Here is a 26,110-nt window from a genome sequence, read left to right on the forward strand (position 1 = left end):
GCTATAACTAATCTGCTTTTCGCAAGTCATGAGGTAGAACATGAGCGACGATGATCTGGAAAACGACGACCTTGAAGTAGGTGACGACGACGAGGCCGAAGAGGGCCTTGAAGCGGCAGCTGAAGACGTTGCTGACGACGACGGTGGCGATGATGCACCCGCCCCGGTGGCCAAAGGCAAAGCCAAGGCCGCTGTCTCGGTAGACGAACTGCCGAGCGTTGAAGCCAAGAACAAAGAGCGCGATGCGCTGGCCCGTGCGATGGAAGAATTCCTCGCTAAAGGCGGCAAAGTGCAGGAAGTCGAGGCCAACGTGGTGGCAGACCCACCGAAGAAGCCGGATAACAAGTACGGCAGCCGACCTATCTGAGTCAGCGACCCGCTTGTAAGAAAAAGCCCGCCGTCGCTGCGGGTTTTTTCATGCCTGAAACAAATTCTTAAAATTCATTGCATAGCCCTGTGGGAGCTGGCTTGCCTGCGATAGCGGTCTGTCTGACCCACCGCTATCGCAGGCAAGCCAGCTCCCACTTTGAATCTTCAGCGTGACTGCCAGCTGCGCAGCAGCTTCGGCAACTCTGTCAGGCTGCGAATCTCTGCATCCGGCTGCTTATCCGCTTCCCACGCCTTACCCGTCGGGTTGAACCACACCGCGCGAAGCCCGGCCTGCTGCGCTCCGGCAATGTCATCACCGGGGTGATCGCCGATATGCACCGCTTGGCTGGCGTTAACACCGCCTCGCTGCAAGGCTTCCTGAAACAGCCGCGCATCCGGTTTGGCGATGCCGATATCCTCGGCGCGCAGGGCAAAGTGGAAGTAATCCGCCAGGCCTACGCGTTGCACGTCGGCATTGCCGTTGGTGATCACGCCCAGCAGGAAGTGCTGGCGCAGCGCCTGCAGCATGGGCTCCGCTTCCGGGAACGGAGTGAGCTGGTGACGGGCGTGAATAAACGCTTCGTAGCACACGTCCGCCATCTGCGTAGCTTCAGGCTGTGGATAACCCGCCTCTTCAAGCGCGTGCATCAGGACCTTGTGACGCAGGATGCTGATGCGATATTTAAGCTCTGGATGGCGCTGTAACACCTGTTGGCGAAGGCTGGCGAAATGCTCCAGGGGCAAGTCGCCAACCTTGGAAGCGTTTACCGCCAGCCATTCGCGCATCGACGCCTCGGCGTTGATGATGACGGGTACGTTGTCCCAGAGCGTGTCGTCCAGGTCGAAGGTGATCAGCTTGATACTCATGAGTCGCCGCCCTTGATGCGTTTGGCCCGTGGATGGGCGCTGTCGTACACCGTCGCCAGGTGCTGGAAGTCGAGGTGGGTATAGATCTGCGTGGTCTTGATATCGGAGTGGCCGAGCAGCTCCTGCACGGCGCGCAGGTCCTGGGACGACTCCAGCATATGGCTGGCAAAGGAGTGGCGCAGCATATGCGGGTGCAGGTTTTGCCCCAGTTCGCGCTCGCCGGCCGCCTTGACCCGCATTTGAATCGCCCGTGGCCCCAGGCGTCGGCCTTGCTGGCTGACGAACACCGCGTCGTCGGCCGGGTTGGTGAAAAGGCGCAGCGGCAACCACAGCTGCAAGGCTTCGCGGGCCTTCCTGCCCACTGGCAACACGCGGGTCTTGCTGCCCTTGCCGAGCACTTGCACCAGGCCGTCCGCCAGGTCTAACTGATCCAGGTTCAGGCCGGTCAGCTCCGACAGGCGCAGGCCCGAGGAATAGAACAGCTCCAGAATCGCCTGGTCACGATGGGCCAGGAAGTCGTCCTCAACGGCGCCGTCCAGCAATTGCAGGGCACGGTCGGTGTCGAGGGTTTTGGGCAGGCGCCGTTCACCCTTGGGTGGCGACAGGCCGTTGGCTGGGTCGTGGTCACACAGGCCTTCGCGGTTGAGGTAGTGATAGAGGCCGCGTACCGCCGAGAGCAGGCGTGACAGGCTGCGCGAAGATTGGCCCGCCTGGTGCAACCGCGCGATCAGGCTGCGCAGGCTCTGGATATCCAGCGCCTTCCAACTGCTGATCTGTTGTTTTTCGCAGTACGCCAAGACCTTGTTCAAGTCCCGTCGATAGGCTTCCAGCGTATGGGGCGACACCTGGCGCTCGTTGCGCAGGTGAGCGCAATAAGCGTCCAGTTGCCGTTCCATGGCTAGCGCACCGCGCGCAGGGTGGTGGTGTGGCGCGGCAAGACGCGGCCCAGCACTTCGGCGATGTAGGTCAAGAACAGCGTGCCCACCGAGCTTTTGTAGTGCGCAGGGTCACGGCTGGCAATCGCCAGCACGCCGTGCAAGCCTTGATGGCTGAGGGCGACTACGGCGGTAGAGCCGATCTGCTTGCGCTGTTCGGCGCCAAACAGGAAATCCAGCTCGTGTTCACGCAAGGTGCCGCTGATGGTCTTGCCTTCCGAGAGCAGGCCGCCGATTGCGGTTTGCGCGTCGCTGCCGCTGACCCAGCGGCCCACCGGCATCGGGTTGTCGCTGAACAAAATCAGGCTGACAAACGGCACCTGGAAGTCCTGGCGCAGGCTGTCTTCCACGGCGATGACCGTTTCTTCCAGGCTGTTGGCGTCCATCAGGGTCAGGATCAGGCGGCGGGTCTTGTCGAACAGGCGGTCGTTGTCGCGGGCCACATCCATCAGGTGTGAAAGCCGATGGCGCATCTCGATATTGCGCTCGCGCAGGATCTTCATCTGCCGCTCCACCAGCGACACGGTATCGCCACGCTGGTGGGGGATGCGCAGGGCGGGCAGCAGCTCTTCGTGTTCGACGAAGAAGTTCGGATTAGCCTCAAGGTACGCCGCGACAGCAGCGGCCTCCAGACTTTCGCTTGGGGTTGCTTGGGCGGGTACTTGAGGCTTATCGGTCATTAGCTTGGCTCACTCATAGACGGACCTGTCCTTCGTATACACGCGAGGCCGGCCCGGTCATCAGCACCGGGTGGCCAGGGCCTGCCCATTCGATGGACAAGCGTCCACCAGGCAGGTCGATCAGCAGCGGCGAATCCATCCACCCCTGGCTGATCGCGGCGACGGCTGCGGCGCAAGCACCGGTGCCGCACGCCTGGGTTTCGCCGGCGCCGCGTTCCCACACACGCAGTTGCGCACGGGTACGGTCGATCACCTGCAAAAAGCCCACATTGACCCGTGCCGGAAAGCGCGGGTGATGCTCGATCTTCGGCCCCAGCTCATGCACCGGGGCGTTATTGATGTCGTTGACCCGCAGCACGGCATGGGGGTTGCCCATGGAGACGGCTGCGATGTCGACGGCTTTGCCTTCTACGTCCAGCGCGTAACTGGCGGCCTGCTCGGTGGCCTGAAACGGAATATCCGCCGGCACCAGGCGTGGCGCGCCCATGTTGACGCTGATCTGGCCGTCGCTGCGAATATCCAGCTCGATCACGCCGCTTTTGGTTTCGACGCGAATCTGGCGCTTGGCGGTCAGGCGCTTGTCCAGCACAAAGCGCGCAAAGCAACGCGCACCGTTGCCGCATTGTTCCACTTCGGAGCCGTCGGAGTTGAAGATCCGGTAACGGAAATCCACCTCCGGGTTGCTCGGCGCCTCAACGATCAGCAACTGGTCGAAACCGATGCCGGTGTGACGGTCGCCCCACTGTTTGGCGTGCTTGGGCAGGATGTGCGCGTGCTGGCTGACCAGGTCGAGGACCATGAAATCATTACCCAGCCCGTGCATCTTGGTAAAACGCAGCAGCATGGCTTACTCCGGCAGCAGGCTTTCGCCAGCATACAACTCGGCTACCGTCTCGCGGCGACGCACTTCAAACGCTTGATCACCGTCCACCAGCACCTCGGCGGCACGGCCGCGGGTGTTGTAGTTGGAACTCATGACAAACCCGTAGGCACCGGCCGAATGCACGGCCAGCAGGTCGCCTTCCTCCAGCGCAAGCTGACGATCCTTGGCCAGGAAGTCGCCGGTCTCGCAGATCGGGCCGACGATGTCGTAGGCGCGGCCTTCACCCTCGCGCGGGGTTACGGCCGTGACGTCCATCCACGCCTGGTACAGCGCCGGGCGGATCAGGTCGTTCATCGCTGCATCAACGATGGCGAAATCCTTGTGTTCGGTGTGCTTGAGGTACTCGACCTGGGTCAGCAGCACGCTGGCGTTGGCAACGATATAACGGCCCGGCTCGAACATCAGGGTGAGGCCACGGCCTTCGGTGCGCTCGCGCACAGCCTTGATGTAATCGGCGATCAGCGGCGGCTCTTCATCGCGATAACGCACACCCACGCCGCCGCCAAGGTCGATGTGTTGCAGGTAGATGCCGCACTCGCCAAGGCGTTCGGTCAGTGCCAACAGGCGGTCGAGTGCATCGAGGAACGGCGGCAGGGTGGTCAGTTGCGAGCCGATATGGCAGTCGACACCCAGCACTTCCAGGTTCGGCAGCTGTGCGGCACGGATGTACACGTCCTCGGCGTCGGCAATGGCGATGCCGAACTTGTTCTCTTTGAGACCGGTGGAGATGTAGGGGTGCGTGCCGGCATCGACGTCCGGGTTGACGCGCAGGGAGATCGGCGCGCGAACGCCCATCTCGGCGGCGACCACTTGCAGGCGCTCCAGCTCGTCGGTGGATTCGACATTGAAGCAATGCACGCCCACTTCGAGGGCACGACGCATGTCTTCGCGGCTCTTGCCGACGCCGGAGAAGACGATCCTGTCGGCCTGGCCGCCGGCAGCCAGAACACGTTCCAGTTCGCCACGGGAAACGATGTCAAAACCAGCGCCAAGACGCGCCAGGACATTCAGTACACCCAGGTTGGAGTTGGCCTTGACCGCGTAGCACACCCTGTGTGGAACGCCTTCCAGTGGGTCGGTGAACGAGCGGTATTGAGCTTCGATGTGCGCACGCGAGTACACATAGGTCGGGGTGCCAAACTGCTCGGCAATCGCGGACAGCGCCACGCCTTCCGCGAACAGCTCGCCGTCCCGGTAGTTAAAAGCGTCCATGATGTTCCCTTAGTAAGTGTCGTGCTTATGCGCTTTTGCAGCTTTTTGCGACGACTGTGCCTGGTCGTTCGGGTCTTTGCTGTCATCGGGCAGGTACAGCGGGCCTTTTTGACCACAGGCACTAACGAGGCAAGCGACCGCGACGAGCGCAGCAAGGGAAGAGATCAGGCGCTTCATGGCGAAATCCTTGAATATGCATTAATTGCGCCCGAGTATACCGACCACCCGCCAGCTTGCCTATGCGCCGTAATACCCGTCCGGCGGGGGTTTGCCGAGCATGCCGCGATTCGGCCTACGCTAAATGAGGATATTTCACGCGGCTGCGGGTAATGAAATCGGTATCCTTTGCAATCATCATGGCGCGTCCGTATCGTGCGCCGCTTGAGCGTGACCAGACACTTTTCGAGGTTCCCACAATGAGTTTGACCGAAGCCCGTTTTCACGACCTGGTGGATTCGACCCAGCAGGCGCTGGAAGATATTTTCGACGACAGCGGCCTGGACGTGGACCTGGAAAACTCGGCAGGCGTGCTGACCGTCAAGTTTGAAAACGGCACCCAGCTGATCTTCAGCCGCCAGGAGCCGCTGCGTCAGCTGTGGCTGGCGGCGCGTTCGGGTGGTTTTCACTTCGACTACAACGAAGAAGACAACAACTGGCAGTGCGATACCAGCGATGAGCTGTTAAGCGAAATGCTTGCACGCCTGGTTCAGGAACAAGCCGGCGCTGAGCTGGACTTCGACGAGATCTGATCGTGACCCAGCCTGCACCTGTACGCCCGCCCAAGCCGCTGTTCAGCAATGTCAGCCCGGCAGTGCCGTCACCTTGTATCAGTTTGTGTCGCCTGGACGAGCAAAAAGTCTGCCTCGGCTGCTACCGGCACGTGGAAGACATCCGTGAATGGCGCTCCGCCGACGATGCCCGGCGCCGGGTGATCTGCGCCGAGGCCGAGCAGCGCAGGGCCCGCGCCTGAGGCCGTCTTGTTTATTTATGACGCTGTGGTAGTGTCCGGGTACGCCTCAACTCATCGAGGCCCGTGAGAACCCCGCCTTTTCCTGGCGGGGTTTTGCTTTTTTGTGCAGAAAAAAGGAGTCTGCCTGAATCATGACCGCACCTTCCATCATTCTTACCCGTCTTGACGTGCAGCGTCTTGAGCTACTGATCGACCGCATGGACGAGACTCAACCGGGTGTAGTCGCGCTGCAAGCCGAGCTCGACCGTGCCGAAGAAGTGGTTGGCCACGATGAAGTGCCTGCAAGTGTCGTGACCATGAACTCCAGCGTACATTGCCGTGAGCAAGGCAGTGGCAAGGACTACCACCTGACCCTGGTTTACCCCAAGGATGCCAATGCCGACGAAGGTAAAATTTCGATCCTGGCTCCGGTCGGCAGCGCCTTGCTTGGCCTGCAAGTGGGCCAGCACATCGACTGGCCGGCGCCGGGCGGCAAAACCCTCAAGCTTGAATTGCTCAGCGTTGAAGGCCAGCCCAAAGATGGCGGCGCATTTTCCATCTAACAAGAGCCGCTTTAAATCTGGCTCAGCGCCGCATTCAGCGACAACTCCAGCTCGGCCTTGTAACGCAGATACAAGTTGCTTGGGCTTTGCACATCACCGAGCAGGCCCGACAGGTCCAGGTCGGTGATGTAGCAGCGGTAACGCTCGGTCTCCCGGCGTTGCCCGACGATTTCCTGGGCGACTATGGCAAACAGTTGGTCGCCGAACTCCAACTCGGAAAACTCCCGTTGATTGCAGTACAGCGTGATGCCGACCTGGCCGGGTGCGGCTTTGCCGATGATCGCTTGCACGTCATAAAACGGCTTGTTGGCCGGGTTCTGCGGCGCCGGTCGAGGCTCAATGCCGCGCGCGCGTTGATTGCCCGACGGCAACAGTTGGTAATACAAAATCTGCACTTCACCCAGCGGCTGTTGTGCGTCCAGCGGCGCCAGCGCTTCGCGGCGATAGATGATCGATTGCAGGAAGCGCTGCAGTGGCGCCAGCAGGCTTTGCTCATCATGAAACGGCAAGCGTTGCTGCCACAGCGCGTTGAACTCATCCAGCACATACAGCTGGGCGAAGCCTTCATTGACCCGGTAGTACACCTGCACACAATCAGCCATGCCCATGGGCAGCAACAGTGCCAGGTCGTGATCTTCCAGGGCCATGGCGTCCAGGTGCAACGGGCTGTAGCTGGCCAGCTCTTCGCTGAGGTAGGCGATCAGCGCATCCTGGCTGGGTAGTGGCACGTGAGTGGCTTGGCCCGGCGTCAGCTCCATCACGTGATAGTGCTGCTGCACCTGCAGCAGGTAGCGATGATTGGACTGGCTAAGCAGCAGGTTCTGCACGGTATCGAAGATTTCTTCCACGCGCTGGGCAATGAACTGCGCACGGTTGTGGCAGAAGCAGCGCACCCGCAGGCGTGGCAGGTGGTTCGGTGGCAGCTGATTGAGGTAGTCGCGCAGGCAGTCGAGCAGTGCGTGAGGGCCGTCGTAGCGGCTGACCAATACCTCGTTCCAACTGTTGAGCGTGACCTGATCCAGCGTCAGCACCAGGTTGTCGCGCACACCGGCGTAGCTCAGGGAGTCGGTGCGCTCGGTGGTCATCAGGATATTCAAGTCGCGGTGATGCTTGAGCGGGTCAACGCCGACGTTGATCAGCAACAGCACCTCTTCCGGTACCGCCGAGCGCAGCAGGCGGTCTTCATCGACGCTGGCCAGGGGCAGGGCGATAGTCTGTTGCAGGCAGCCCAGCAGGTTGAACAGCTCGAATTCGGTCATGTCGCTGACGCCTGGGTGCAAGGCCAGGCGTGTGCTGCTGTCGATCACACCGTTGCGATGGCACCAGGTGAGCATCTCCAGCAGGTCGCGGCTGCGTTTGATCGGCGCGAAGTGCTCCCATTCCAGCGCCGTGAGGTTGCCGTTGTACAAGCCCCAATGGTGCTGGCCGGGTTCCTTGCGGTTGGGCGATTGCACCAGGGTCAGGGTGTCTTCGGCCAGGTCCGGGGCGATGCCGGGGTTGATGAACTCGACCTTGCCGGCCTTGCGCTCAAACGCGGCATACAGGCGCCGACCCAGTACATTGAGGTCACGCTTGTTGATCAGGCTGACGGTCTGCTCGGTGCGGGCGAATTGGGTGAGAAAGCGGTAGCTGTAATTGAGTTCGCTGACCAGTGCGCGGCGCTCCGAGGCGACCTGGCGCACTTTCCACTGGCTGCGGCTGTCGAGCAAGGCCAGCTGGCGCTGGTCCCAACCCCATTCATGGGCCAGGCGCTCCAACAATAGCCGCTGCCAGCTGGTGCTGCGCTGGCCGGCGCTGAGCTTGCGATTGACCTTCAGGTACAGCGCACGGCGCACCAGTTCCAGGCGTTCGGGTTCATTGCGGGCCTTGAGGTATTCCTCGATACGGCGGTAGACCACGATGTAGGGGTCCAGCTCATCCAGGTCCATCTGATTGGCAAACACCGCACGTTTGAAGCGCAGGCTCAAGCAGTGCACGTTGGGGTGCTCGCTGGCGTACACCTCGGTCAGCAGCAGCTTGAGCACCGATTTGTAAGGCGACTCGATGCCCTTGAACAGTTGCCACAACCCGGCGCCGATGAATTCGCCCGGCGGGATGTGCGCCAGGTGGCCGAGGTCCAGGGTTTCATCGGCGCGGATAAAACGTTTGGAGATCAGCGCGTGGGTGAATTCGGCGTAGCGGGTTTCTTCATAGACCGGCACCAGCCACCAGATTGGCGTGCGCCCGGCGAGCCAGATGGCAGTGCGGTAGAACTCATCCAGCAACAGGTAATGCTGAGTCGTGCCGCAGTCGTCGGAGCTCAGTTGAGTGTCGCGCTCGCCTGAAACAAAGCGCGTCGGCTCGATCAGGAAAAAATGCGCCTCGGCGCCCATGGTCAGAGCCCAGGCTTCCAGCAACTGGCACTTTTTGCGCAGCTCGGCGAGTTCGCTCTCGCCAAGGTCCGCAGCGTGGCAGACCCACACGTCCATGTCGCTCTGGTCCGCCTGGGCCAAGGTGCCGAGGCTGCCCATCAGGAACAAACCATGGATCGGCTGCGGCGGGTTGCCATGGCGCGGCTTATAGGAGAACGAGCGGGTCAGGCGCTGGGCTTCGATGAGGGCCTGGGCGTCGGGTTCGAAGTTTGACAGGCCCGCTGGCGTGCTGCCCGCGACATAGCCGGGCAACAGCGGGTGGTTGACGTGAAAAAACAACGGCAGCAGGGTCAGCACGCTCTGTTGGCGTGGCGTCAGCCCTTCGACGGCCCGGGCCATGCGGCCTGCATTGAGGGCCATGAAGCGCGCGCGCAACTGGGCCAGCACCTTGCGGTCGATGCCTTCGTCCAGGTCGGGGCGGATTTCATGGATGCGGGTCATGTCTGAGTCGTTGGCTCGCAGAGCCCGACGTGGGCGGCCGTGTAGGAGTTTACAGCCAGAAGCGTAGGAGGTTTAGATGATATGTGGCTTTTTGGCGTCAGAATTTTGTGCCGCCCACAGTAACGCCCTCAGAGTCCGCAGCAGGCGGACTCCATGGGCGAAAGTAGGTGTCAGGCAGCTTCTTTGGTGGTAGCGGTAGTCAAGATGGTCAGCAGGGTTTGCGCTTGTTCTGCGGCGTCCCGGCCAAGGCTGGTCAGGTAGCCTCCGTCCGGCTGGTCGATAAGGCCTTTGGCATGAAGGCGTTTGGCAGCGGCGATGGCAGTAGACGCGGCGGTCTGGTGGACTTTCAGACCTTCCTTGGTGCTGTCCAGATTGAAGAGTGCAAGGATTTCCAGTTCGGCAACCAACTCAGGGGTATACGACATAAGGACTCCAGACTTTCTAAGAATTTATTAGAGGCTAGCAGGCCATAAGGTGAACGCACTTTGCCGAACTGTCCAGTGTGTTGCCGCTTGTTGGATTTATTGCTTTTCGGGCGGCAATTCCGGCAGAGCACGCAGTGCAGTTTCATACCATTCGGTATTGAAAGCACGGTCCTCTTCCAGCAGCGCGTCGATCTCCACTGCAAGCACGTGGGCCATCAGTTGCAGGATATCTTCACGTTCGTAGCCCACCAGGGTCAGCTTGTTGAAGGTGGCCTTGGCCGCTGGCGGGGTTTCGCTTTCGATCTGGTTCTCGATGGCTTCGATCAGGGTGGTTTCGGCGAATTCTTCTTCGTCGTTGTCGATATCGGTCGGCTCGCTCATGGCAGGCTCCTCAAGGAAAGGGCGCCAGTCTACCGCCATTCAGGCGACTGATGCTGCTGGTCAAGCGGCCTGCCGGGATCTATAACGCTTGCAGCCAACCCCACACCCGGCATGGAGGCATTCGCAATGCTCAAGCTTTACGGATTTTCGGTCAGCAACTACTACAACATGGTCAAGCTGGCGTTGCTGGAGAAAGGCCTGCCATTCGAAGAAGTGCCGTTTTACGCAGGCCAAACCCCTGAAGCCCTGGCCGTCAGCCCGCGCGGCAAGGTGCCGGTGCTGGGGGTCAAACAAGGCTTTATCAACGAAACCAGCGTGATCCTCGAGTACATCGAGCAAACCCAGGAAGGCCCGTCGTTGCTGCCCGCCGACCCGTATCAGCGCGCCCAGGTGCTGGCGTTGTGCCGGGAGATCGAGCTGTACATCGAGTTGCCCGCCCGCGCGTGTTTTGCCGAGGCGTTCTTTGGTATGTCGGTGCCGGACGCGATTAAGGAAAAAACCAAGACTGAGTTGTTGCTTGGGGTTGCTTCTTTGGGCCGGCACGGCAAGTTCGCGCCCTATGTGGCGGGAGAGAGCTTCACGATTGCCGATCTGTATTTCATGTACAGCGTGAACCTCGCCTGCGCGGTGGGCGAGAAGCTGTTTGGTCTGGATTTGCTGGCGGATTTGCCGAAGGCCAAGGCGTTGCTCGAGCGGCTGCATGAGATGCCCAACGCCAAGAGGGTGGCGGCGGACAGGGAGGCAGCGATGCCTGCATTTATGGCGATGATTGCGGCCAAGAAGTAGCCGACCACGGCCCAATCAAATGTGGGAGCGGGCTTGCTCGCGAAAGCGGTGGATCAGTCGACATCTCTGGCGACTGACACTCTGCATTCGCGAGCAAGCCCGCTCCCACATTTTGGCCGAGTTGGTCTTAGCAATTATCGGCTGGCGAGCAGTTCTTGGCCGCGCACAACGGCTGCCTTGACCTGCGCCGGCGCAGTGCCGCCCACGTGGTTACGGGCATTCACCGAGCCTTCCAGGGTCAGCACGGCGAACACGTCCTGTTCGATCTGGTCGCTGAACTGACGCAGTTCTTCCAGGCTCATTTCCGCCAGGTCCTTGCCGGTGTCCACGCCGTATTTAACAGCATGGCCGACGATTTCATGGCAGTCACGGAATGGCAGACCACGACGCACCAGGTAGTCCGCCAGGTCGGTGGCGGTGGAGAAACCGCGCAGCGCCGCTTCACGCATGATCGCGTGCTTGGGCTTGATCGCCGGGATCATGTCGGCAAACGCACGCAACGAGTCGCGCAGGGTGTCGGCGGCATCGAACAGCGGCTCTTTGTCTTCCTGGTTGTCCTTGTTGTAGGCCAGAGGTTGGCCTTTCATCAAGGTCAGCAGGCCCATCAACGCGCCGAACACGCGGCCGCTCTTGCCACGCACCAGCTCCGGTACATCGGGGTTTTTCTTTTGCGGCATGATCGAGCTGCCGGTGCAGAAGCGGTCCGGCAGGTCAATGAACTGGAATTGCGCACTGGTCCACAGCACCAACTCTTCGGAGAAACGCGACAGGTGCATCATCGCAATGCTGGCGGCGGCGCAGAATTCGATGGCGAAGTCGCGATCCGACACGCCGTCCAAAGAGTTGCCGCCCACGGCGTCGAAACCCAGGAGTTGCGCAGTGTATTCGCGGTCGATCGGGTAAGTGGTGCCGGCCAGCGCGGCGCTGCCCAACGGCATGCGGTTGGCGCGCTTGCGGCAGTCCACCAGGCGCTCGTAGTCGCGGCTGAGCATTTCGAACCAGGCCAGCAAATGATGGCCGAAGGTCACGGGCTGCGCGGTTTGCAAGTGGGTGAAGCCGGGCATGATGGTGCCGGACTCACGCTCGGCCTGCTCCAGCAGGCCTTTTTGCAGGCGGGTGATTTCGGCCAGGATCAGGTCGATCTCGTCACGCAACCACAGGCGGATATCGGTGGCCACCTGGTCGTTACGGCTGCGACCGGTGTGCAGTTTCTTGCCGGTCACACCAATGCGATCGGTGAGGCGCGCCTCGATATTCATGTGCACGTCTTCCAGGTCGACGCGCCAGTCGAACGTGCCGGCTTCGATCTCACCGCGGATAGTGGTCAGGCCGTCGATGATGCTGTCGCGCTCGGCGTCGGTCAGCACGCCGACCTTGGCCAGCATTGTGGCGTGGGCGATCGAGCCCATGATGTCGTGGCGGTACAGGCGCTGGTCGAAGGTGACGGAGGCGGTGAAGCGCGCGACGAAGGCGTCGACGGGTTCACTGAAGCGGCCGCCCCAGGACTGGTTGGTCTTGTCGGTGCTCATGGATTCGCTCGTGATCTGCTTAAAAGAGGCGTGGAGGTGTGCCGCCGATAATAACAGGGTTGCTCGCGGAGGCGATGCTACGGGTGATCGGCATTTTTATTTGCGCCAAGGATGGCTAAGTGCCTTGCCGCCGGACGCATCCGGGACGAGACTGGAGGCAGGCGGTAATTGAAACGATATTTGACGATTGAGCAATATCGTCTCAGCGAGCGTCTACAGTTGCACTGATAGAGCATGAATGCACCAAAGTCGGGTGATGCGGTCATAGCCCAGACTATCCATTAAAAAAGGGGGGTATTCGGATTGTGTATCAGCAAACCCTACGACGATGCCCAAAGGCAGCAGGTCTTGGGCGCAATTGAACAGGTCCGGGTAAATTTGGGTGCCGCTGCCGGGGCACTTTTTGCCGCTCGCGCTAGTCTTAGCGTGGATCGCTGTGACGCAAGTCACCGCACCTGTCTACGCTATCCTTGTGCGAGACTCACGCAGGAATCCAGCGCAATATGAATGTCCTGATCGTTGATGACGAACCCCAAGCCCGCGAGCGACTGAGCCGTTTGGTCAGTGAACTCGAGGGTTATACAGTCCTTGAACCGAGTGCCACCAACGGCGAAGAGGCGTTGACGCTGATCGACAGCCTCAAGCCGGACGTGGTGTTGCTCGATATCCGCTTGCCGGGCCTTGATGGCCTGCAAGTCGCCGCCCGTTTGAGTGAGCGAGAATCGCCACCTGCCGTGGTGCTGTGCGCCGCACAAGAAGAGTTTTCCACCGAGACCCTGGAAGCCAGCGGTGTCAGCTTTATCGTCAAGCCGGTGACGGGTGAAGCATTGCTCAAGGCGCTCAAGAAGGCCGAGCGCCCGAACCGCGTGCAACTCGCTGCGCTGACCCAGCCGGCAGCCCAAAGTGGCAACGGGCCGCGCAGCCATATCAGCGCGCGGACCCGCAAGGGCATCGAACTGATCCCGTTGGCCCAGGTGGTCTACTTTATTGCCGATCACAAGTACGTGACCCTGCGACACGAGTCCGGCGAAGTCCTGCTCGACGAGCCGCTCAAGGCCCTTGAAGATGAATTTGGCGACCGCTTCGTACGTATCCACCGCAATGCACTGGTGGCCCGCGAGCGAATAGAACGCCTGCAGCGCACGCCTTTGGGGCACTTCCAGCTGTTCCTAAAAGGGCTTAACGGCGATGCCTTGATCGTCAGCCGACGCCATGTCGCCGGCGTGCGCAAGATGATGCAGCAGCTTTAGCCCAAGGGCTGTAGCGAGGCGTGCATTCCTTTATCCCGGTGCGACGTGGCCAGGGAGGCCCCGCACTTGCTGATTCAAATCAAAGCGTGTTTGCCTGAGCTGTTATTATCTGCCGTATCTATTCAGTACGGATTGATCCATGTCCTCTCGCGAAATCCGCATCGCCACCCGTAAAAGCGCCTTGGCCTTGTGGCAGGCCGAATACGTCAAAGCGCGCCTTGAACTGGCTCACCCGGGCCTCAAAGTATCCCTGGTGCCCATGGTCAGTCGCGGCGACAAGCTGCTCGACTCGCCGCTGTCGAAGATCGGCGGCAAGGGCTTGTTCGTCAAGGAGCTGGAAACCGCGCTGCTGGAAAACCAAGCCGACATCGCCGTGCATTCGATGAAAGACGTGCCCATGGACTTCCCCGAAGGCCTGGGCCTTTTTTGCATCTGCGAGCGCGAAGACCCGCGTGATGCGTTTGTTTCCAACACCTGCGCGTCCCTGGATGACCTGCCGCTGGGCAGCATCGTTGGCACCTCCAGCCTGCGTCGTCAGGCGCAATTGCTGACCCGTCGCCCGGACCTGCAGATTCGTTTTTTGCGCGGCAACGTCAACACCCGCCTGGCCAAGCTGGATGCCGGCGAATATGACGCGATCATCCTTGCGGCTGCCGGCCTGATCCGCCTGGGTTTTGAAGACCGTATTACTTCGGCTATCAGCGTCGAAGACAGCTTGCCCGCCGGCGGGCAGGGCGCAGTCGGCATTGAATGCCGCACCGCCGACAGCGAAATCCATGCTTTGCTCAAACCCCTCGACCACCACGACACCGAAGTGCGTGTCACTGCTGAACGTGCCCTCAACAAGCACCTCAACGGTGGCTGCCAGGTGCCGATTGCCTGCTACGCGGTGCTTGAAGGTGACAACCTCTGGCTGCGTGGCTTGGTCGGTGATCCGGACGGCGGCACGCTGCTCACCGCCGAGGTGCGTGGGCCGCAGCGTGACGCGACGGCCTTGGGCATCCAGGTCGCAGAAGAGCTGCTGAGCAAGGGTGCCGGCGCCATTCTGGAAAAAGTCTATGGCGAGGCCGGCCCGCAGTGAGCGATTGGCGCGTGCTGCTGACGCGGCCCGTCGAAGAGTCGGCGGCCGTGGCTGCATTGTTGGCCGAAGCCGGTATTTTCAGCAGCAGCTTGCCGTTGCTGGATACCGAAGCCTTGCCCGTCACGCCCGAGCAACAGGCAGTTTTTGCTGAGCTGGGCCGCTATAGCGCGGTGATTGTGGTGAGCAAGCCGGCGGCACGTCTGGCTGTGCAGCAACTGCAGCAGCCCTGGCCAGCGTTGCCGTGGTTCAGCGTGGGCGCTGCCACTGCGCAGGTACTGGCCGATCACGGTCTCACCGTTCACTATCCGCAAACCGGCGACGACAGCGAAGCCTTGCTTGAGTTGCCGGCCTTGCGCGAGGCTGTCGCACGGCCTGGTGCGCGGGTGTTGATCCTGCGTGGTGAGGGCGGCCGAGAGTTGCTGGCTGAGCGTTTGCGTGAGCAAGGTGCTAGTGTCGATTATCTGGAGTTGTATCGCCGCTTCCTCCCGGCTTACCCCGCGGGGGTGCTGATGCGACGCATCCAGTTGGAACGCTTGAACGGCCTGGTGGTCAGCAGTGGGCAGGGTTTTTTACACCTGCAAGCCCTGGCCGGCCCCGATTGGCCGAAGGTGGCACAGCTGCCGTTGTTCGTGCCCAGCCCTCGCGTGTCTGACATGGCGCGGGCCGCTGGAGCAGAAAAAGTTGTGGATTGTCGCGGCGCGAGTGCCGCGGCTTTGTTAGTGGCGTTGCGCAGCGCTGCCTCTTAAGGCATGCGGCGCCCACTCTCTGATACGCAAAGGACGGATACGTGAGCGAAACAGCCTTGCCTAAAGATGAAACCCAACCCGCACTTGATGCGCCGGTTGAGTCACAGGTCGCCGCGCCACGCCGTGGCAATGGCCTGGCGGTTGTGGCCCTGTTGCTCGGTGCTGCAGGCGTTGCCGCCGGCGGTTGGGGGATCTGGCAGGTCCGTGCCCTGCAAGCCAGCAGCCAGCAACAGCTGGGCCAGGTGCAGACCCTTGATGATCAATCCCAATCCCTCAAGCAAAGCCAGCAACAGCTGGCGGCGCGCCTGGCGCAGCTGCCTGGGGCGGACGAGCTTGAGGAGCGCCGCCGCCTGGTCGCTCAATTGCAGGGTGACCAGCAGCGCCTGAGCCAACGCCTGGAAACCGTGCTGGGCGCCAGCCGCAAAGACTGGCGCCTGGCCGAGGCCGAACACCTGATCCGCCTGGCCAGCTTGCGTCTCTCTGCCTTGCAGGACATCAACAGTGCGCAGTCACTGGTCCAGGGTGCCGACGAAATTCTGCGTGAACAAAGTGACCCAGGCGCCTACGCCGCCCGTGAGCAGTTGGCCAAGAGCCTTGCCGCGCTGCGCAGTACCGAGCAACCCGACCGCACCGGCCTGTACCTGCAACTGGCCGCACTGCGTGATCAGGTCGTGGCGCTTGCGGCTATCGCACCGGAGTATCAGCTCACCGAACCTGCTTCTGAAGGGCGCTCGACCACCGATACGGAAAATCGCCTGAAACAGTGGTGGGAGCAGATCTCTCGCTACTTTCGTATCGACTTCAACCCTGATGACAACATTCGTCCGTTGCTCGCCGGTCAAGGTCTGAATCAGGTGCGCCTGGCATTGAGCCTGGCGCTGGAGCAGGCGCAGTGGGCCGCGCTTAACGGCGAATCGGCGGTGTACAGCCGCTCGCTGGGTGAGGCGCGCAGCGTGCTGCAGGACAACTTCAACCAGGACAATCCGCAGAGCAAGGCGATGCTGGCGCGCATTGCCGAGCTCGAGCCCAAGGCTGTCTCAGTGGTGACGCCGGACCTGGCCACCAGCCTGGCGGCAGTGCAGGCCTACCTTGAGCGCCGTCATCTGTCTGCCGATGAAGCCAAGGCGTCGGCGGGCACGCCGGCGACCCAGGAGTAGAGCCGATGAAGCGTTTCTATGTGATCCTGGTGCTGGCGATTGCGATCGCCCTGGCACTGGGCGTGGGTATTTCGAAACACACCGGCTACGTGCTGATTACCTACCCCCATCTGCTGCATTACGAGTCAAGCCTGTGGGCCACGCTGGTGGCGGTGTTCGCCGTCGTTCTGGTGATCTACTTGCTGCGTGTGCTGCTCAGCTTGCTCACCACTTCGGGTGGCGTAGTCAACCCATGGTCGCGGCGTAACCGCAGCCGCCGTGTGCAAATAGCTATCGAGCAAGGCCAGATGGACCTCGCCGAAGGCCGCTGGGCCAGCGCCGAACGGCACCTGCACCGCGCCGCTGAAGCCGAGCGCCAGCCGCTGTTGTACTACCTTGGCGCCGCACGGGCTGCCAACGAACAGGGCCGCTATGTGGAGTCCGACGGTTTGCTGGAGCGTGCTCTGGAACGCCAGCCACAGGCGGAACTGGCTGTGGCCCTGAGCCATGCGCAACTGCAGATGGACCGTGGCGACACTGAAGGTGCGCTGGTGACCTTGCAGGCCATGTACGAGCGTCATCCGCATAACGCGCAGGTCTTGCGCCAATTGCAGCGTCTGCATCAGCAGCGGGGCGATTGGCCGTCGGTGATTCGCTTGTTACCCGAACTGCGCAAGGACAAAGTGCTTCCCGCCGCTGAGCTGGCCGAACTTGAGCGCCGTGCCTGGGGTGAAAACCTTGGGCTGGCGGTCGAGCGTGAAGAGCAGGGCGAAGCCGGGTTGCAGTCTTTGGAGCGAGCGTGGGAGCAACTGACCTCCGCCCAGCGCCAAGAACCGCAACTGGTGTTGGCTTACGCTGAACAACTGCGTCGGCTGGGTGCTGACGCCAAGGCCGAAGAAGTGCTGCGTGGCGCTATCAAGCGCGGCTATGACAGCCATCTGATCCGGCTTTACGGTTTGTTGCGTGGCAGTGACCCGGGTCGACAGCTCAAATTTGCTGAAGGCTGGCTCAAAGACCATCCGGGGGATGCCAGCCTGTTGCTGACACTGGGTCGCCTGTGTCTGCAAAACAGCCTGTGGGGCAAAGCACGCGACTATCTGGAAAGCAGCCTGCAAGTGCAGCGTAATCCAGAAGCCTGTGCTGAGCTGGCGCGCTTGCTGGCCCAGTTGGGCGACACCGAGCGCAGCAACCAGTTGTTCCAGGAAGGCCTGGGGCTTCTGGACAGCCGCTTGCTGGCATCACCGTTGCCGGTGCCTGCGCGAGTGTAGGAATGAAAGCCAAGGTTGGCCGGACCTTTCTGAGGGCCAACCTTTCTTTATCGCGTAAATCCTGGGCGCTAAAGCGCTACGTAGCAAATTCCTACCGCCAACTGCTTGAAGTCATCCAGGTTCTGACGGCATATCCCCAGGCGGTTGCGGAATAGTCTGCCCTAACGCGTATTGAAAGGAGTCAGGCCTTTACTCTACCGTAAGGGTCTATCTCCTGCGGTACGGATAACAATGTCTTTGGCCCCTTCACGCTCTCTGTTTCTCCTGGCGTTCTTGGCTGGTGCGCTGACGTTGGGTGCGTCTTTTTATCTTGAATTCGGCGCGCTCTTGCGTCCTTGCTTCCTGTGCCAGGTGCAGCGCATCTTTTTGGCAGCCTTCACGCTGATCAACCTGGTCGCGACCATACACAACCCGAAACGCTCCGGGGTCTACCTGTACGGGTTGGCCAGCATGGGCTGCGCGTTGCTCGGGGCTATCACTGCAGTACGCCAAGTGCTGCTACAAAATGCCGCGCCGGAACAGGTCAAGGATTGCTGGCCCAGCCTTCACTACATGATTGAAAACCTGTCGTTATGGCAAGCCCTGCAACTGAGTGTAAAAGGCACCGTGGACTGCGTGGAACTCAACTGGACACTGTTTGATCTGAGCCTGCCCGAATGGAGCCTGTTGTTCTTTTTGGCGATGCTGGTGCTCGGCATCATGCAGTTTTCACGATTGTTGGCGGGCCGCCGTTTGCACCCTGCGAGGTACTGAAAATTCGCCGTAATGTGTAGGACGGGATTAAACACTTGTATGAACTTTCTCTCCTGCGTACCTTGAAGCCATAGTCATGCGGGCATAATCTGGCCCGCACGCGTTATCGAAACCGTTTGTGACATGCGGCCTTGTCCGGCTGCCGCCTCAATGTTTGAGGTGTTGCTCGGGCACAGGCGGCAGCGCCCCTATAGGGAAGAGAGATCACCATGCTGGAAAGTTGTCAGAATGCTCAGGAACGCTGGGGTGGAGTGCACAAGCTGATCGACAGCTGGTTGAAGGCACGTCACGAACTGGTTCGAGCCTTTGATGCTCTTGGCGCCAAGCCCGAGGCACTGGCTGAGAATCGCAAGCCGTTGCAAGAGTTCTGCGGCGTGCTGATGGACTACGTATCTACGGGCCACTTTGGTGTCTACGATCAACTGACCAAGGAAGCTAAAGCCTTTGGCGATGATCGAGGGTTGGAGCTGGCTGATACTATCTACCCACGCTTGGAGGCCATCACTGAGAAGCTCGTTGCCTTCAACGACCTGTGTGATGCTGGTAATTGTGTTGCTGAAAAATTCAAAGAATTGGGCGCGCTGTTGCATGAGCGCTTCGAGTTGGAAGACTGCCTGATCGAAGTGCTGCACAACGCTCACAAGGAAGAGTCAGCCGCCCAGGCTTGACCCTCTGAGTGAGATAAAAAAAACGGTGCGCTTGGCGCACCGTTTTTTATTGGGTCAGTGGCGAGTGCCGAGCAATTCGATCTCGAATACCAGTGGCGTATACGGCGGGATTAACTCACCCGCACCATCGGCGCCATAGGCCTGGGCGGAGGGAATCACCAGTCGCCATTTCGCGCCTACCGGCATCTGCTGCAGCGCGCTGCTCCAACCACTGATCACACTGTTCAGGCGAAACCATTGGGGCTGCGTGCTCTTGTCGAAGACTGTCCCATCGGGCAGCCGTCCTACGTAATTTACATGCACCTCATCACTGGCCAGCGGTTTGCTGCCGTTGCCGGGCGCCAGCTCGGTGAGCAGGATGCCATCTGCCAGTTCACGCACGCCGCTGACGGCTTTTTCCTTGGCTAAGAATTGCTGTTCGGCAGCGAGGGCTTTTTCGCTTTGTGGAACCTCGGCGTCGGCAGCGTTTTGTGCTTCGTGTTCGGCGAGGATCTGTTCGATGCGTGCATTATCCAGTGCCAATGGCTTGCCCTGGTAGGCTTGCTTGAGGCCATCGAGCAAGGCTTGGATCTGCAGGTCGGGAACCTGCTGGCGCAGGCGCTCGCCAAGGCTTGCACCCAAACTGTAGGCAAGGTCGTGTGGGTCTTGGGCAGTGGTTTTTGACGGTGATTGCTCGCCTGCATTAGCCACGCCAATCGCCAAGCCAAGCACTAAAAAAAGATAACGCGACATGCTGCTTCTCCCGCCGAAAGTGCGACGGATTATGCCAGTGTGAGTGGGCAAAAAGTGCCGCCGTTTTTTGTTATATCGATAAGAATTTATTCACGGTGCAACGCAAGGCAAACGATACTGTCAACATGCCCTAGCGGCGGTAAGAGCAGAGGGCTAGTATGAGCCGCACCCACGTCAGCCAGGAGGTAAACCATGTCGGCCAAACAGAAGCCTGTTAATACCCCGTTGCATTTACTCCAACAACTTTCGGGCAGCTTGCTCGAACATCTGGAAAGCGCATGTTCCCAAGCGTTGGCCGATGCAGAAAAACTGCTCGCCAAACTGGAAAAACAACGCGGTAAAGCGCAAGAAAAGCTGCACAAATCCCGTACCAAACTGCAAGACGCCGCGACTGCCGGCAAAGCCAAGGCACAAGCCAAAGCCAAAGACGCCGTCAAAGAACTTGAGGACCTGCTGGACGCTCTCAAGGATCGCCAAGCTGAAACCCGCACTTACATTTCCCAACTCAAAAAAGATGCTCAGGAAAGCCTGAAACTGGCCCAGGGCGTTGGTCGAGTGAAAGAAGCGGTGGCTAAAGTATTGGGCGCTCGTACACCGGCAAAAGCTGCCGCATCTAAAGCTCCAGCCAAGGCTGCGGCCAAGCCAGCTGCAAAAACTGCTGCTGCAAAACCAGCGGCCAAGCCAGCTGCAAAAACCGCTGCTGCGAAACCAGCGGCCAAGCCAGCTGCAAAAACTGCTGCTGCAAAACCAGCGGCCAAGCCCGCTGCAAAAACTGCTGCTGCAAAGCCAGCGGCCAAGCCAGCTGCTAAAACTGCTGCTGCAAAACCAGCGGCCAAGCCAGCTGCTAAAACCGCTGCTGCAAAACCAGCGGCCAAGCCAGCTGCTAAAACCGCTGCTGCAAAACCAGCGGCCAAGCCAGCTGCAAAAACTGCTGCTGCGAAACCAGCGGCCAAGCCAGCTGCTAAAACCGCTGCTGCAAAACCAGCGGCCAAGCCAGCCGCTAAAACTGCTGCTGCGAAAACAGCGGCCAAGCCAGCTGCTAAAACCGCTGCTGCAAAGCCAGCCGCCAAGCCAGCTGCTAAAACTGCTGCTGCAAAACCAGCGGCCAAGCCAGTCGCTAAAGCCGCTGCTGCAAAGCCAGCCGCCAAGCCAGCTGCTAAAACCGCTGCTGCCAAGCCAGCCGCCAAGCCAGTTGCCAAACCGGCTGCAGCCAAACCAGCCGCTAAGCCAGCAGCCAAACCTGCCGCCGCGAAACCGGCCGTCAAGCCCGCCGCCAAACCTGCTGCCGCTAAGCCAGCTGCAAAGCCAGCCGTTGCCAAGCCTGCTCCGGCCAAGCCAGCAACTCCGGCAGCCGCGCCTGCTACCCCGGCAGCGTCCAGCGCTCCAACCGCATCGGCCAGCAGCACGCCTGCACCGGTAGCGCCAAGCACCACCCCAACCAGCGCTTCCTAAGTGCGGGTGGCCACGACGCGCAGCTGCTGCAGCGCGTCGTGGTCAAGGTTGGCGGCTTCGGTCGCCAAGCCTTCAAGCCATTTCGGTTGACTCACTTCCCCAGTCGGCCATGGCTGCGCCAAAGCCTCCAGGCGCGTCAGCAATTCCCGTTCGGCTTCCAGCTCAAGAGCTTTGATTCGCTCGCGCAATGCCGCCAGAGGCACATCCTGTTGCGCCAGGGTTCGCCATTGCATGCGCATCTGTCGTAACGGTTCGACCACCGTTTTTTGCCAGGGGCGTGCAAGCTGTTGCAGCGCCTGAATGCGCGCAGGCTCAAGCGCTACGCCGCGCCGTTCCAGCCACGCACCACAGAGCAACAGGCACACATCCGCGCCTTGTTCCTGCAAGCGCAGGCAAGCGTCTTCGCACCCTGGGCGGGCGTAAATCGATAGGGCAAAGCTCCACAGGTCAGCGCACATATTCACACCCAAGCCAGCGGCCAACGAAGCTGGTAGACTCCGCCGCCATTATGATCCGACTTCAAAGCCTAACATTACAGCGTGGCCCGCAACGTCTTCTTGAAGACGCCGAGCTGACCCTGCACGCCGGTCACAAAGCCGGCCTGATCGGTGCCAACGGCGCCGGCAAATCCACGTTGTTTGCCCTGTTGCTGGGTGAGCTGACCCCGGATTCCGGGGACTGCTTGCTGCCGGCCGACTGGCGCATTGCCCATATGCGCCAGGAGATCGACACGCTCGACCGCATTGCGATCGACTACGTGCTCGATGGCGACCTGCGCCTGCGCCAGGTGCAACACGACCTCGCCGAGGCCGAGAAAGCCCAGGACGGCGCCGCACAGGCCCGCCTGCACTCGGAGCTGGACAGTGCCGACGGCTACACCGCCGATGCCCGCGCCCGCAAGATGCTGGCTGGCCTTGGGTTTACCAACGAACAGATGGATCGCCCGGTCGCCGACTTCTCCGGTGGCTGGCGCATGCGCCTGAACCTGGCCCAGGCACTGATGTGCCCTTCGGACTTGTTGCTGCTCGACGAACCGACCAACCACTTGGACCTCGATGCGATCCTGTGGCTGGAAGACTTCCTCAAGAACTATCAGGGCACCTTGTTGCTGATTTCCCACGACCGGGACTTCCTCGATGCCGTGGTCGATAACATCGCCCACGTCGAACAGAAGAAGATCACGCTGTACCGTGGCGGCTACACCGCGTTCGAACGCGCGCGCGCCGAGCGTCTTGCCCAGCAGCAACAGGCCTTCGAAAAGCAGCAGGCGCAACGTGCGCACATGGAAAGCTACATCGCCCGGTTCAAGGCCCAGGCCACCAAGGCCCGCCAAGCCCAGAGCCGGATCAAGGCGCTGGAGCGCATGGAAGAGCTGTCGGCGGCCCATGTCGATTCGCCGTTCGACTTTGTATTCCGTGAATCGGTGAAGATCTCCAGCCCCTTGCTGGATCTCTCGGATGCACGCCTGGGTTATGGCGACAAAACCATCCTGGAGAAGGTCAAGCTGCAGCTCACGCCGGGTGCGCGCATCGGTTTGCTTGGCCCTAACGGCGCGGGCAAATCGACGCTGATCAAGAACCTGTCCGGCGAGCTTGAGCCTTTGGCCGGCCGCCTGACCCGTGGCGAGAACACGGTGGTGGGCTACTTCGCCCAGCATCAGTTGGACTCTCTGGACTCCAAGGCCAGCCCGTTGCTGCACCTGCAGCGTCTGGCGCCGACCGAGCGCGAACAAACGCTGCGTGACTTCCTTGGCGGTTTCGACTTCCGTGGCGCACGCATTGATGAGCCGGTGCTGAATTTCTCCGGCGGCGAAAAGGCCCGTCTTGCCCTGGCATTGATTGCCTGGGACCGGCCGAACCTGCTGCTGCTCGACGAACCGACCAACCACCTGGACCTGGAGATGCGCCTGGCGCTGACCATGGCCCTGCAAGAGTTCAGTGGTGCGGTGCTGGTGGTGTCTCACGATCGCCACTTGCTCAAGAGCACCACCGACAACTTCCTGCTGGTGGCTGACGGCAAGGTTGAAGAGTTCGACGGCGACCTGGATGACTATGCGCGTTGGCTGACCGATTACCGCCTGCGCAACGCGCCCGTGAGTAATACGCCGGTCAACCCCGACAAAACCGACAAGAAGGCCCAGCGCCAGGCCGCCGCCGCCCTGCGCCAGCAGTTGGCGCCGCACAAGCGCGAAGCCGACAAGCTGGAAGCCGAGCTGGGCAAGGTGCATGAGCGCCTGGCCAAGATCGAAACCAGCCTGGGCGACAGCGCCGTCTATGAGGCGGCGCGCAAGGACGAACTGCGCGACCTGCTGGCCGAACAGGCCAGGCTCAAGGTGCGCGAAGGGCAGTTGGAGGAGACCTGGATGGAAGCCCTCGAAGTGCTCGAAACCTTGCAAGCGGAGCTGGAGGCGCTGTCCTGATGGAAGCGTTGCAGTTACCGCTGCCGGCACAATGGATCGCGCCGCTCTGGGTGGGTGTGCAAATCCTGCTGATCCTGCTCGCGGGTTATTTCGCCCAGCGCTTCGTGGCCAAAGTCCTGAATCGCCTGGGTGAGCGCTACCCGTTGCCTCCTCAGTTGCTGATGCCACTGCGTGGCGGCCTGCGCTGGCTGATCATGGGCAGTGCGCTGATTTTTGTGCTGGAGCGCCTGGGCGTGTCCGCCACCGTGTTGTGGACGGCGCTGTCGGGGTTTGTCGCAGTCGCGGCCGTGGCGTTTTTTGCCATGTGGTCGGTACTGTCCAACCTGCTGTGTGCGATTTTGATCTTTACCGTCGGGCCGTTTCGCCTCGGTGATATCGTCGAGCTGGTGGATACGGTCGACAAGCCGGGTGTAAAAGGCCGGGTGGTGGCGATCAACCTGCTCTACACCACACTCATCGAGGTGGAGGAGGCTGGCACTGACAATGCGATGGTGCAGGTGCCAAACAGCCTGTTCTTTCAGCGCTCGGTGCGGCGTTGGCCAGGTACCCACGTGTTTCCAGGCGACCGCTAGCATTCACATCGTGTAAAAATCTATAGCCAGTCTTCGGTCGGCGGAGTTAGCTTAAGCCTTACTCGCAAACTCCCTCCTGAGGTGTGTAATGGCACTCGACACATGGCTGGCCTTTTTCCTGGCCAGTTGGATCATTTCCCTTTCACCTGGCGCCGGTGCCATCGCTTCGATGTCCAGCGGCCTGCAATACGGTTTTCTGCGCGGCTACTGGAACGCCATTGGCCTGCAACTGGGCCTGGCGATGCAGATCGCCGTGGTGGCGGGTGGCCTGGGTGCCATTCTTGCGGCGTCTTCGACCGCGTTTTATGCGATCAAGTGGTTTGGTGTGGCGTACCTGGTGTACCTGGCCATCAAACAGTGGCGCGCGTTGCCGATGGACATGAGCGAGGATCCCACGATACGCCCGATAGGCAAGCCAATGGCGATGATATTCCGTGGCTTCCTGGTCAACGCGAGCAACCCCAAGGCGTTGGTGTTCATGCTGGCGGTTCTGCCGCAGTTCGTGAACCCGCAGGCGCCGCTTCTGGTTCAGTACCTGGTCCTGGGGGCAACCATGATCAGCGTCGACATGATCGTAATGGCGGGCTACACGGGGCTTGCGTCGAAAGTCTTGCGGCTGCTGCGTACGCCCAAGCAGCAGAAGCGTATGAATCGCACGTTTGCAGGCTTGTTTGTGGGGGCGGCGGGGTTCCTGGCCAGCTTGCATCGCGCTACGGCTTGATTGACGAAACCGGATCAAAATGTGGGAGCTGGCTTGCCTGCGATGCAGACACTGCGGTGCGTCAGTTACACCTCGGTGATGCTATCGCAGGCAAGCCAGCTCCCACATTTGTTATGTGTTGGCGTTGAGATGAGTGCTCAGCGCAGAATCTTCGGCGCTTCATCCCTTGGCAGGTTATTGCGCAGTACAGGCTTGCCCGGGTCCTGGTAGCCACCGCCCAGCTGTTCCGCCAGTTGGCGCGCCACATCCTCACCCAGCGCTTTCGACACTTCCCGCACCACACGCGGCCGGTTCAGGCTCACGCGCACGTCACGGTTGTTCACCAACTTGGTGTCCTGGCCCTCACCCATGGCGGTAAACGCCGAGGTGATCTCGAAGGTTCGCGTATTGATCAGGCTGAAATCGGCCACCAGCGTCAGGCCCAGCACCGCCGAGTAGCTGTTGGTGTGGTCCAGGGCGTTGATGTCCTGGGTGAAATCGATGTCTGACAGGGTGCCGAACAGCACATAGTCCGCGCCCTTGAAGTTACCGGCCTTGATGCGTTTGATCACGTCATAGACATCACCTTTGGCGTCGGCGGTGTAAGGCGTGCCCTGCACCAGCTGAAACTGGTGTGACTTGAGGATCTCGCCCTTGATATCACCGCTGAATTTACGCAGCTCGGCCTGTTCGATGTAGCTGGTACGGCTTTCGTACTCGCTGTAGCTCGAAGCTCCGCTGGCGCTGTAGCCACTGGCCTGGAAGTTGTTGCTGGCCGACACCGCGTGGATGTACTCCTCGACTCGCGCCTCGTACGCCAGGTCGGTGACCGCGATCTTCGGGGCGGCCGAGACGCCAAAGGCGCACAGCAGGCCGATCATGCCGATCCATGCACGCATTGC

The 26,110-nt window shown here is 60.8% G+C and carries 29 protein-coding genes; 16 read left to right on the forward strand and 13 right to left on the reverse strand.

What is annotated here, in order from left to right; all coding sequences use genetic code 11:
- The first annotated feature begins 40 nt into the window (after positions 1–40).
- Positions 41–367 carry a transcriptional regulator SutA gene (sutA, locus tag QF043_RS29845; protein ID WP_056860807.1) on the forward strand — a complete coding sequence of 109 codons (327 nt, stop codon included), beginning with the start codon at positions 41–43 and terminating at the stop codon, positions 365–367.
- A gap of 167 nt (positions 368–534) precedes the next feature.
- Here sutA and QF043_RS29850 read toward each other — a convergent pair whose 3' ends face one another.
- The 6 genes from QF043_RS29850 to QF043_RS29875 are packed head-to-tail and all read right to left on the reverse strand — an operon-like array spanning position 535 to position 5,123.
- Complete coding sequence (locus QF043_RS29850) at positions 535–1,236, reverse strand: HAD family hydrolase (protein ID WP_307421194.1); 702 nt, start codon at positions 1,234–1,236, stop codon at positions 535–537.
- Positions 1,233–2,132, reverse strand: coding sequence for a tyrosine recombinase XerC (gene xerC / locus QF043_RS29855; protein WP_307421195.1), 900 nt, complete (start codon positions 2,130–2,132; stop codon positions 1,233–1,235). Before xerC ends, QF043_RS29850 begins: the two co-directional genes overlap by 4 nt.
- 2 nt (positions 2,133–2,134) lie before the next feature.
- Positions 2,135–2,851: a DUF484 family protein gene (locus QF043_RS29860; protein WP_307421196.1), complete on the reverse strand. Its 717-nt coding sequence runs from the start codon at positions 2,849–2,851 to the stop codon at positions 2,135–2,137.
- A gap of 13 nt (positions 2,852–2,864) precedes the next feature.
- Complete coding sequence (dapF, locus tag QF043_RS29865; protein WP_305456588.1) at positions 2,865–3,695, reverse strand: diaminopimelate epimerase; 831 nt, start codon at positions 3,693–3,695, stop codon at positions 2,865–2,867.
- A 3-nt stretch (positions 3,696–3,698) separates the two neighbouring features.
- Positions 3,699–4,946: a diaminopimelate decarboxylase gene (lysA, locus tag QF043_RS29870; protein WP_307421197.1), complete on the reverse strand. Its 1,248-nt coding sequence runs from the start codon at positions 4,944–4,946 to the stop codon at positions 3,699–3,701.
- Positions 4,947–4,955: 9 nt separating this feature from the next.
- Complete coding sequence (locus tag QF043_RS29875; protein ID WP_017134995.1) at positions 4,956–5,123, reverse strand: lipoprotein; 168 nt, start codon at positions 5,121–5,123, stop codon at positions 4,956–4,958.
- 239 nt (positions 5,124–5,362) lie between these two features.
- On the opposite strand from QF043_RS29875, the gene cyaY reads away from it, so the two are divergent.
- The 3 genes from cyaY to rnk all read left to right on the forward strand — a co-directional run bounded on the left by cyaY (position 5,363) and on the right by rnk (position 6,458).
- On the forward strand, positions 5,363–5,695 hold the full coding sequence (cyaY, locus tag QF043_RS29880) for an iron donor protein CyaY (RefSeq protein WP_099488626.1): 333 nt from the start codon (positions 5,363–5,365) through the stop codon (positions 5,693–5,695).
- A gap of 2 nt (positions 5,696–5,697) precedes the next feature.
- Entirely contained in the window at positions 5,698–5,916 is a 219-nt protein-coding gene (locus QF043_RS29885; RefSeq protein WP_056860802.1) for a DUF1289 domain-containing protein, read from the forward strand.
- 131 nt (positions 5,917–6,047) lie between these two features.
- Entirely contained in the window at positions 6,048–6,458 is a 411-nt protein-coding gene (gene rnk / locus QF043_RS29890) for a nucleoside diphosphate kinase regulator (protein WP_307421198.1), read from the forward strand.
- A gap of 11 nt (positions 6,459–6,469) precedes the next feature.
- Here the strand turns inward: rnk and QF043_RS29895 are convergent, their stop codons facing one another.
- The 3 genes from QF043_RS29895 to QF043_RS29905 form a co-directional block, all read right to left on the reverse strand.
- On the reverse strand, positions 6,470–9,310 hold the full coding sequence (locus QF043_RS29895) for a class I adenylate cyclase (protein ID WP_307421199.1): 2,841 nt from the start codon (positions 9,308–9,310) through the stop codon (positions 6,470–6,472).
- Between the two features lie 170 nt (positions 9,311–9,480).
- Positions 9,481–9,735, reverse strand: a complete 255-nt coding sequence (locus QF043_RS29900) for a TIGR02647 family protein (protein WP_065931878.1) — start codon at positions 9,733–9,735, stop codon at positions 9,481–9,483.
- Positions 9,736–9,831: 96 nt separating this feature from the next.
- Positions 9,832–10,116 carry a hypothetical protein gene (locus tag QF043_RS29905; RefSeq protein WP_307421200.1) on the reverse strand — a complete coding sequence of 95 codons (285 nt, stop codon included), beginning with the start codon at positions 10,114–10,116 and terminating at the stop codon, positions 9,832–9,834.
- Between the two features lie 126 nt (positions 10,117–10,242).
- Here QF043_RS29905 and QF043_RS29910 point away from each other — a divergent pair, with 126 nt between their 5' ends.
- A complete protein-coding gene (locus QF043_RS29910; protein WP_307421201.1) occupies positions 10,243–10,902 on the forward strand; it encodes a glutathione S-transferase family protein in 660 nt (219 codons plus the stop codon).
- Between the two features lie 134 nt (positions 10,903–11,036).
- Here the strand turns inward: QF043_RS29910 and argH are convergent, their stop codons facing one another.
- Entirely contained in the window at positions 11,037–12,431 is a 1,395-nt protein-coding gene (gene argH / locus QF043_RS29915) for an argininosuccinate lyase (RefSeq protein WP_065931876.1), read from the reverse strand.
- Between the two features lie 503 nt (positions 12,432–12,934).
- Here argH and QF043_RS29920 point away from each other — a divergent pair.
- From QF043_RS29920 to rsd, 7 genes are all read left to right on the forward strand, one after another.
- Positions 12,935–13,681, forward strand: a complete 747-nt coding sequence (locus tag QF043_RS29920; RefSeq protein ID WP_307421202.1) for a LytTR family DNA-binding domain-containing protein — start codon at positions 12,935–12,937, stop codon at positions 13,679–13,681.
- 139 nt (positions 13,682–13,820) lie between these two features.
- Positions 13,821–14,762: a hydroxymethylbilane synthase gene (gene hemC, locus QF043_RS29925; protein WP_307421203.1), complete on the forward strand. Its 942-nt coding sequence runs from the start codon at positions 13,821–13,823 to the stop codon at positions 14,760–14,762.
- Positions 14,759–15,508 carry a uroporphyrinogen-III synthase gene (locus tag QF043_RS29930; protein WP_307421204.1) on the forward strand — a complete coding sequence of 250 codons (750 nt, stop codon included), beginning with the start codon at positions 14,759–14,761 and terminating at the stop codon, positions 15,506–15,508. The genes hemC and QF043_RS29930 overlap by 4 nt, the downstream gene beginning before the upstream one ends.
- Positions 15,509–15,549: 41 nt before the next feature.
- Entirely contained in the window at positions 15,550–16,665 is a 1,116-nt protein-coding gene (locus QF043_RS29935) for a uroporphyrinogen-III C-methyltransferase (RefSeq protein WP_236368766.1), read from the forward strand.
- A gap of 5 nt (positions 16,666–16,670) precedes the next feature.
- A complete protein-coding gene (locus QF043_RS29940) occupies positions 16,671–17,912 on the forward strand; it encodes a heme biosynthesis protein HemY (protein WP_307421205.1) in 1,242 nt (413 codons plus the stop codon).
- A 231-nt stretch (positions 17,913–18,143) separates the two neighbouring features.
- Complete coding sequence (locus tag QF043_RS29945; RefSeq protein WP_305456564.1) at positions 18,144–18,665, forward strand: disulfide bond formation protein B; 522 nt, start codon at positions 18,144–18,146, stop codon at positions 18,663–18,665.
- A 209-nt stretch (positions 18,666–18,874) separates the two neighbouring features.
- Positions 18,875–19,333 carry a sigma D regulator gene (gene rsd, locus QF043_RS29950; protein ID WP_307421206.1) on the forward strand — a complete coding sequence of 153 codons (459 nt, stop codon included), beginning with the start codon at positions 18,875–18,877 and terminating at the stop codon, positions 19,331–19,333.
- Between the two features lie 54 nt (positions 19,334–19,387).
- Here the strand turns inward: rsd and QF043_RS29955 are convergent, their stop codons facing one another.
- Complete coding sequence (locus tag QF043_RS29955) at positions 19,388–20,065, reverse strand: FKBP-type peptidyl-prolyl cis-trans isomerase (RefSeq protein WP_307421207.1); 678 nt, start codon at positions 20,063–20,065, stop codon at positions 19,388–19,390.
- Positions 20,066–20,257: 192 nt separating this feature from the next.
- On the opposite strand from QF043_RS29955, the gene QF043_RS29960 reads away from it, so the two are divergent.
- A complete protein-coding gene (locus tag QF043_RS29960; protein ID WP_307421208.1) occupies positions 20,258–21,517 on the forward strand; it encodes an AlgP family protein in 1,260 nt (419 codons plus the stop codon).
- Here the strand turns inward: QF043_RS29960 and QF043_RS29965 are convergent.
- Positions 21,514–21,975, reverse strand: a complete 462-nt coding sequence (locus QF043_RS29965; RefSeq protein ID WP_307421209.1) for a TIGR02444 family protein — start codon at positions 21,973–21,975, stop codon at positions 21,514–21,516. The genes QF043_RS29960 and QF043_RS29965 overlap by 4 nt on opposite strands.
- 50 nt (positions 21,976–22,025) lie before the next feature.
- Here QF043_RS29965 and QF043_RS29970 point away from each other — a divergent pair, with 50 nt between their 5' ends.
- The 3 genes from QF043_RS29970 (at position 22,026) to QF043_RS29980 (ending at position 25,229) form a co-directional block, all read left to right on the forward strand.
- Positions 22,026–23,936, forward strand: coding sequence for an ATP-binding cassette domain-containing protein (locus tag QF043_RS29970; RefSeq protein ID WP_307421210.1), 1,911 nt, complete (start codon positions 22,026–22,028; stop codon positions 23,934–23,936).
- Positions 23,936–24,508 carry a mechanosensitive ion channel family protein gene (locus QF043_RS29975; protein WP_236368755.1) on the forward strand — a complete coding sequence of 191 codons (573 nt, stop codon included), beginning with the start codon at positions 23,936–23,938 and terminating at the stop codon, positions 24,506–24,508. The genes QF043_RS29970 and QF043_RS29975 overlap by 1 nt, the downstream gene beginning before the upstream one ends.
- Positions 24,509–24,596: 88 nt before the next feature.
- Entirely contained in the window at positions 24,597–25,229 is a 633-nt protein-coding gene (locus QF043_RS29980) for a LysE family transporter (RefSeq protein ID WP_307421211.1), read from the forward strand.
- Between the two features lie 137 nt (positions 25,230–25,366).
- Here the strand turns inward: QF043_RS29980 and QF043_RS29985 are convergent, their stop codons facing one another.
- Positions 25,367–26,107: a penicillin-binding protein activator LpoB gene (locus tag QF043_RS29985; RefSeq protein WP_236368752.1), complete on the reverse strand. Its 741-nt coding sequence runs from the start codon at positions 26,105–26,107 to the stop codon at positions 25,367–25,369.
- Positions 26,108–26,110 lie beyond the last annotated feature (3 nt).

It is taken from the genome of Pseudomonas sp. W3I7 (assembly GCF_030816095.1).
GTDB classification, from domain to species: domain Bacteria; phylum Pseudomonadota; class Gammaproteobacteria; order Pseudomonadales; family Pseudomonadaceae; genus Aquipseudomonas; species Aquipseudomonas salomonii.

Excerpts from the sequence above, each read along its gene's own strand:
- sutA (WP_056860807.1), top strand. The coding sequence starts at position 41 with ATGAGCGACGATGATCTGGAAAACGACGACCTTGAAGTAGGTGACGAC.
- QF043_RS29850 (WP_307421194.1), bottom strand. The coding sequence starts at position 1,236 with ATGAGTATCAAGCTGATCACCTTCGACCTGGACGACACGCTCTGGGAC.
- xerC (WP_307421195.1), bottom strand. The coding sequence starts at position 2,132 with ATGGAACGGCAACTGGACGCTTATTGCGCTCACCTGCGCAACGAGCGC.
- QF043_RS29860 (WP_307421196.1), bottom strand. The coding sequence starts at position 2,851 with ATGACCGATAAGCCTCAAGTACCCGCCCAAGCAACCCCAAGCGAAAGT.
- dapF (WP_305456588.1), bottom strand. The coding sequence starts at position 3,695 with ATGCTGCTGCGTTTTACCAAGATGCACGGGCTGGGTAATGATTTCATG.
- lysA (WP_307421197.1), bottom strand. The coding sequence starts at position 4,946 with ATGGACGCTTTTAACTACCGGGACGGCGAGCTGTTCGCGGAAGGCGTG.
- QF043_RS29875 (WP_017134995.1), bottom strand. The coding sequence starts at position 5,123 with ATGAAGCGCCTGATCTCTTCCCTTGCTGCGCTCGTCGCGGTCGCTTGC.
- cyaY (WP_099488626.1), top strand. The coding sequence starts at position 5,363 with ATGAGTTTGACCGAAGCCCGTTTTCACGACCTGGTGGATTCGACCCAG.
- rnk (WP_307421198.1), top strand. The coding sequence starts at position 6,048 with ATGACCGCACCTTCCATCATTCTTACCCGTCTTGACGTGCAGCGTCTT.
- QF043_RS29895 (WP_307421199.1), bottom strand. The coding sequence starts at position 9,310 with ATGACCCGCATCCATGAAATCCGCCCCGACCTGGACGAAGGCATCGAC.
- QF043_RS29900 (WP_065931878.1), bottom strand. The coding sequence starts at position 9,735 with ATGTCGTATACCCCTGAGTTGGTTGCCGAACTGGAAATCCTTGCACTC.
- QF043_RS29905 (WP_307421200.1), bottom strand. The coding sequence starts at position 10,116 with ATGAGCGAGCCGACCGATATCGACAACGACGAAGAAGAATTCGCCGAA.
- QF043_RS29910 (WP_307421201.1), top strand. The coding sequence starts at position 10,243 with ATGCTCAAGCTTTACGGATTTTCGGTCAGCAACTACTACAACATGGTC.
- argH (WP_065931876.1), bottom strand. The coding sequence starts at position 12,431 with ATGAGCACCGACAAGACCAACCAGTCCTGGGGCGGCCGCTTCAGTGAA.
- QF043_RS29920 (WP_307421202.1), top strand. The coding sequence starts at position 12,935 with ATGAATGTCCTGATCGTTGATGACGAACCCCAAGCCCGCGAGCGACTG.
- hemC (WP_307421203.1), top strand. The coding sequence starts at position 13,821 with ATGTCCTCTCGCGAAATCCGCATCGCCACCCGTAAAAGCGCCTTGGCC.
- QF043_RS29940 (WP_307421205.1), top strand. The coding sequence starts at position 16,671 with ATGAAGCGTTTCTATGTGATCCTGGTGCTGGCGATTGCGATCGCCCTG.
- QF043_RS29945 (WP_305456564.1), top strand. The coding sequence starts at position 18,144 with ATGTCTTTGGCCCCTTCACGCTCTCTGTTTCTCCTGGCGTTCTTGGCT.
- rsd (WP_307421206.1), top strand. The coding sequence starts at position 18,875 with ATGCTGGAAAGTTGTCAGAATGCTCAGGAACGCTGGGGTGGAGTGCAC.
- QF043_RS29955 (WP_307421207.1), bottom strand. The coding sequence starts at position 20,065 with ATGTCGCGTTATCTTTTTTTAGTGCTTGGCTTGGCGATTGGCGTGGCT.
- QF043_RS29960 (WP_307421208.1), top strand. The coding sequence starts at position 20,258 with ATGTCGGCCAAACAGAAGCCTGTTAATACCCCGTTGCATTTACTCCAA.
- QF043_RS29965 (WP_307421209.1), bottom strand. The coding sequence starts at position 21,975 with ATGTGCGCTGACCTGTGGAGCTTTGCCCTATCGATTTACGCCCGCCCA.
- QF043_RS29970 (WP_307421210.1), top strand. The coding sequence starts at position 22,026 with ATGATCCGACTTCAAAGCCTAACATTACAGCGTGGCCCGCAACGTCTT.
- QF043_RS29975 (WP_236368755.1), top strand. The coding sequence starts at position 23,936 with ATGGAAGCGTTGCAGTTACCGCTGCCGGCACAATGGATCGCGCCGCTC.
- QF043_RS29980 (WP_307421211.1), top strand. The coding sequence starts at position 24,597 with ATGGCACTCGACACATGGCTGGCCTTTTTCCTGGCCAGTTGGATCATT.
- QF043_RS29985 (WP_236368752.1), bottom strand. The coding sequence starts at position 26,107 with ATGCGTGCATGGATCGGCATGATCGGCCTGCTGTGCGCCTTTGGCGTC.